Source organism: Globicatella sanguinis NBRC 15551, assembly GCF_001552295.1.
GTDB classification, from domain to species: domain Bacteria; phylum Bacillota; class Bacilli; order Lactobacillales; family Aerococcaceae; genus Globicatella; species Globicatella sanguinis.
Map to the genome: position 1 here is coordinate 1 of NZ_BCQX01000132.1, position 5,913 is coordinate 5,913.

Below are 5,913 nucleotides of genomic sequence, written 5' to 3' on the forward strand. Positions count from 1 at the left end.
GGCAATCTTCCATAATGAATCACCCGCTACGACCGTATAAACGGTACTTGGTTCAGTCGGTGTTTCTGGTGTTTCTGGTGTTTCTGGTGCAGAAACAGTTAACTTTTGACCAATTTGTAAGAAATCACTGGTTAAATTATTCCACTGTTTCAATTCAGCTACTGTCACACCATTTGCTTTGGCAACTTTCCATAAGGTATCTCCGGCAACTACTGAATATTGAGTTGCTTGAGCTTCAATCATTAATGGTGATACAGAAAATCCTAAAGTGGCTATTGAAACTAATAAAGTACGTTTTAAATTTTTCATTGTTAACTCCCCTTTTTTTGAAACATTTGTAACACTTTTGTTACATTAAAGATAACACTCTGATATAAATTAGTCAAGCGCTTTAATCCGAATTCAAAAATTTTTCAAAAAATTTTCATAAATTAAAAAAGTACCTAGTGAGAGTTCCAAAAACACTCACAGGTACTTAATAAAATACTGTTATATCAACAATAATTTAGAATCAAGATGACTTTCTCAGTAAAATCAAAATTAATTTCATACATTTAATTTATACTAGGCTTCTTTTTCAGAAAAATATTCTGGAAAATGATTTGTTACAATCTCGTTACAACGATAACATAACTCTTCAGCTCCAGCAATTGTCCCTACTTCCTCACGGATAGCACGACATCTTTCACATACATGTCCCGGTGCATGATTAACTGAAACTTTAAAATGATCAAATTCATGGGCACTTGCTCCTGCCTCAGTAATATCTTTTAAATCTAATTTAGAAACAATTAATAATTGATCTAATTGATCACTTAAATTAGTCAATACTTGACGCATTTCTTCATCCGTATAAACCGTAACAGCTGCTTCAAATGATTTTTTAATTGGGTCTTCTTCAACGTTTTTCGCTTCTTCTAAAACTTTATTAACAGCATCTTTCATTTCAAAGAATGGCTCCCATGCTTTAATCACTGCTAAATCTTCGGTAATGTCTTTTGCTTTAGGCATATCTTGTAATTGTACAAAGCCTTCAGCTCCAGGTAATTCTTTCCAAGCCTCTTCCATTGTATGTAATAAAATAGGGGTAAGCAATGGAATTAACCCACTTAAAATGTCATAGATAACAGTTTGCATTGCGCGACGTGCACTGGCATCTGCTGCTTCAATATATAAGACATCTTTAGCAAAGTCTAGATAGAATGCAGATAAATCTACGGTAATAAAATTGATTACTTTCTTATAAATCGTTGAAAATTCAAATTCATCATAAGCTTTCAATACATCATGAACCAATACATTATATTTTGCCATTAAATATTGGTCTACTTTACGTAATTCGGATACTCGATCGGTCTCTGGATTAAAGTCACCAATGTTAGATAGCATAAAACGAATCGTATTACGAATTTTACGATAAGATTCTGATACTTGTTTTAAAATATCATGCGAAACACGAACATCATTTTCATAGTCCACACTTGCTACCCACAGACGAATAATGTCAGCACCTAATGTTTCCATTACTTCTTCAGGTAAAATAACATTACCTAATGACTTACTCATTTTTTGCCCCTTACCGTCCATGACGAATCCTTGTGATAATACAGCTCTGTAAGGTGGTACGCCATTTACCGCAATAGAAGTAGTAAAACTTGAGTTAAACCAACCACGATATTGATCTGAACCTTCTAAATATAGGTCTGCTGGGAATGATTGACCTGGTCTTTCTAAGACACTTGCATAAGAAGTTCCAGAATCAAACCATACATCCATAATATCCATTTCTTTCGTAAACTCACCATTCGGACTGCCAGGATGAGTAAAGCCTTCAGGTAATAACTCTTTAGCCTCACGTTCAAACCAGATATTAGAACCATTTTCAGCAACTAATTGTGCCACATGTTCAATTACTTTTCCATCAAGAATCGCTTCGCCATTTTCAGCATAGAAAATAGGTAATGGAACTCCCCAGACACGTTGACGTGAAATGACCCAATCGCCACGGTCACGTAACATATTATAAATACGAACTTGACCTGATGGATGATACCAAGTGACATCATTATCAACAGCCGTTAATAAATCTTGACGGAATTTATCAATCGAAGCAAACCATTGTGGCGTCGCACGGAAAATGACTGGCTTTTTAGTACGCCAATCATGTGGATAACTATGAAGCAATTCATCTTGTTGTAATAAGCTGCCATTTTCAGCTAATTGCTCCATCACAAGCTTATTCCCTTTAAGATAGAATACGCCCTCTAAACCTGGTGCTTCATCCGTGAAATGTCCGCGATTATCAATTGGTGATAAAATTTCTAATCCATATTTTTGACCAATTTGGTAGTCATCTTCCCCGTGTCCTGGTGCCGTATGGACTAATCCAGTACCAGCATCCATCGTTACATGATCTCCAACCATTAATAATGATTCTCGGTCATACATAGGATGTTGAGCCGTCATACGGTCGAATTGAATCCCTTCATATTCAGCTACCACTTGGTAATCTTCCCAGCCAATTTCTTGAGCAACTTTTTCTAATAATTCTTTCGCGACAATAAATTGACGGTCTGCCACATTGACTGCTACATAAGTAGCATCTGGTTTAACTGAAATCCCTAAGTTTGCCGGAATAGTCCATGGAGTCGTCGTCCAAATAATAAATTCTGCTTTTTCATCGACAATGCCTTTCGTATCTTTCACTTTAAAAGCTACATAAATTGTTGGTGAAGTTACATCTTGATATTCTACTTCCGCTTCTGCTAACGATGATTCACTTGATGGCGACCAATAAATCGGTTTTAATCCTTTATAAATATATCCTTTTTCAGCCATTTTACCGAAAATACGTAATTGAGCAGCTTCATATTCTGGTTGTAAAGTTAAGTAAGGGTGTTCCCATTCTCCTGTGACACCTAAACGTTTAAATGTTTCGCGTTGAGCATCTACTTGTTTTAAAGCATATTCCTCACACATTCTTCTAAAGTCAGCAACCGAATATTTTTTACGATCGATTCCTTCATTTTTAGTTAAAGCTGATTCAATTGGTAACCCATGTGTATCCCAGCCTGGAATATAAGGTGCACTAAAACCATTCATTGATTTATAACGAACAATAAAATCTTTCGTTACTTTATTTAAAGCATGCCCCATGTGAACTTTACCGTTAGCGTATGGAGGACCATCGTGTAAAATATATGACGGTTTTCCTTCATTTTTCAATTGGATTTTGCTATAAATATCTGCGTCTTTCCATTCTTCTTGTAATGCTACTTCTTTGACCGGTAAATTTGCACGCATGGCAAAGTTTGTTTTTCCTAAATTTAATGTCTCTTTTAATTTCATTGTTATCTCCTTTAATTATAATAAAAAATGCCCCTTCAAATAGAAGGGACGTAAAATTACGTGGTACCACCCAGTTTAGTTTCAATAAATTATTGCAACTCACTCTTTCATGATAACGCTATTTAAGCGACAAAAACTACTTATAGTTCATTTTTATAATTAACAATTGGGGATAATTAAGTGATTAGTGATGTCAAGCTCACACCCTCCTTGACTCGCTGATAATATAATCAAATAATTGTGTCCAATTACTCTTTTGGTAAATCTATACGAATTGTACGACCAAGAACACTTTCAACTGGTTGTTCAGAGTCTTCTCCAGCAACAGGATAGTTATGATGTTCGTCAACTGGATCTGCTTCAAAAAAATCATCTTGTACTGGAATATCTTTTCCATCTTCGTCAGCAATTTCAAAATCCATTTGGTCTAATTGACTTCTTTTATCTTCTTTTAATTCATCAGTAGGTTCCACAACTACTTGAGCAGCTTCTGCTTCTTGAATTGGTTCAAGTTCAGTTTGAACTGATAAATCTTCAGATTGAGCACTTAATTCATCACGTAAATGATTAATTGGTGTTTCAATCTCTCCTTGCGCTTCTTTAAATAATTCTTGATTGTCTTCTTTATTTAATAATGACAATTGAGCTTCAACCATATTTTTTAGGCGATTTCTAAAGTTTAAACTATATTGATGTAAATGTTCAGTTTCACTTACAATGGTTTTAGATCGGTTATTAGCATCTTCTAAAATGCGTTCAGCTTCTCGATCTGCTTCATATAAAATTAATTCAGCTTCCTTACGCGCGTTTTGTTTTAAGCGTTCAGCTGCTTCTTGTGCGACCATAATCGAATTATTTAATGAATCTTGTAACTGTTTGAAATAATTCAATTTATCTTCCATGTCGGCGATTTTGGTCGTCATCTCATTATTACTTTTGGTTAATTTTTCAAATTCAACCACAATAATATCTAAAAAGTCATTGACTTCATCTGAATCATAACCTCTAAATTTCGTGTTAAATTCTTTATGTAAAATCTCAGATGGTGTTAAAGACATTCTGACACTTCCTTTCAAAAGTTTCAATCGATAAAATATACAATTACTATTCTACACTAATTCGATTGAAATTTATAGAGTTTCATGAGAACTTTTGTTAAATCATTAAAAATAAAACATTATCATCGATAAATAGGACTTCATTATTTGATCAGCACATTGACTGTTAAACGATAATTATCTTTCTTGGTCACACCATCAATCGATTGTATCCAAAAACGACCATATTTTCTAAGTGACACAATATCATTAAGTTTTACTTCAATGTCGGAACGAGTCATCGCCATAAAATTCATTTTTACATTACCGGCATTAATTTGATCTTTAGCTCTTTGTCTTGAAAAATTATAAACATTCGAAAGCATCGCATCTAATCTTAAAGAACTACTAATCACCGTCATGGTTTCCCAGGCTTCATTGGACTCTAAAATTTGTTCCCACTCAATCTCCTCTAAGTGAACACCAACATTACCAATTTTGGTAACATTACTCATTAAATATAATTTTATCGTTTCATCGACTATTACATGCCACGCTTCCCCATCGGTAATAATATCCCCAATGCGTTCGCGATCAATTCCACTACCAATTAAGGTACCTAATATTTTTCCGTGAGAAATATTAGCAAATTTCACTGGAAATTTGATATTTAATAAACTCAAATTAAAATCATCTTCTTCCAGTTCATGATAAGGTGGAACAATTAGAGCTCGTTTTCGTTCAGCTTTTTCATATCCTCCCCTAAAATAAACGGCTAAATTTTCATTACTTGCTACTAATTGTTTTACAATAAGTGCTTCTCTAGGTGTTAAAAAAGGTGTTAAATAAGCACTATAACGATTTTCTACTATTTGCATCCAACCAAAAACTTGGTCAATAAAAGATTGCTCCTCTTTGCCATAATGTTGATATATGTCCTGATTCACTTTAATCCTCTTTCTAAACGATTATAAAAACAAATTAAGTAAAACGATAATACCTCTTTTAACGAGGTTGAGCGTGAAAATAGCAATAATCACATTAAAGCTAATACCACCAATGGGTGGAATAAAACGGTCAAAAATATTTAAATATGGCTCTGATAATTTAGAAACCCACTCTTCAATTTTGCTGCCACGTGCATTTGGAAACCAACTTAATAATGCATAGACAACTAAGACCATTTGGTAAGCGTCAATTAATTTCATTAAATAAACGACTAAATTAAAAATCATATCTCTGTTCCCCTTAAATTTTCTTAAAGCTATTCTATCATAAAAATGACTGTTTACCTAATGAATCATTGATTAAGAAAAGAAAATCCTGGCAATCATACTAAAGCATTCATATCTTGCCAATCACGCTTCATCATTAATTAAAAGATGAGGATGAGCATAAACTTTTGAAATTTTGTTTAGTCATTGCTCGAAATTTAAAAGTGTAGTGGTTGAACAGCCTCAATCTGCGTCTTATAGAAGTTGGACATAAGGCTGGGCAAAAACCATTTAAATTCTGTTCAGGCATATCT

Annotated in this window: 5 protein-coding genes; all 5 read right to left on the reverse strand. The window is 33.9% G+C overall.

Annotated elements, in window-relative coordinates:
* A partial coding sequence (locus tag GSA01S_RS09025) for a LysM peptidoglycan-binding domain-containing protein (protein ID WP_157064815.1) occupies positions 1 to 309 on the reverse strand: 309 nt, incomplete at its 3' end.
* Between the two features lie 255 nt (positions 310 to 564).
* A complete protein-coding gene (gene ileS, locus GSA01S_RS09030) occupies positions 565 to 3,348 on the reverse strand; it encodes an isoleucine--tRNA ligase (protein WP_066126808.1) in 2,784 nt (927 codons plus the stop codon).
* A 248-nt stretch (positions 3,349 to 3,596) separates the two neighbouring features.
* Complete coding sequence (locus GSA01S_RS09035) at positions 3,597 to 4,406, reverse strand: DivIVA domain-containing protein (RefSeq protein WP_066126809.1); 810 nt, start codon at positions 4,404 to 4,406, stop codon at positions 3,597 to 3,599.
* 143 nt (positions 4,407 to 4,549) lie between these two features.
* A complete protein-coding gene (locus tag GSA01S_RS09040) occupies positions 4,550 to 5,332 on the reverse strand; it encodes a YlmH family RNA-binding protein (protein WP_066126810.1) in 783 nt (260 codons plus the stop codon).
* A gap of 21 nt (positions 5,333 to 5,353) precedes the next feature.
* Positions 5,354 to 5,620, reverse strand: coding sequence for a YggT family protein (locus tag GSA01S_RS09045; RefSeq protein WP_066126811.1), 267 nt, complete (start codon positions 5,618 to 5,620; stop codon positions 5,354 to 5,356).
* Positions 5,621 to 5,913: the final 293 nt, after the last annotated feature.

What these genes read in the sequence shown, in the direction of transcription:
- ileS (WP_066126808.1), bottom strand. Translation starts at nt 3,348, where the DNA reads ATGAAATTAAAAGAGACATTAAATTTAGGAAAAACAAACTTTGCCATG.
- GSA01S_RS09035 (WP_066126809.1), bottom strand. Translation starts at nt 4,406, where the DNA reads ATGTCTTTAACACCATCTGAGATTTTACATAAAGAATTTAACACGAAA.
- GSA01S_RS09045 (WP_066126811.1), bottom strand. Translation starts at nt 5,620, where the DNA reads ATGATTTTTAATTTAGTCGTTTATTTAATGAAATTAATTGACGCTTAC.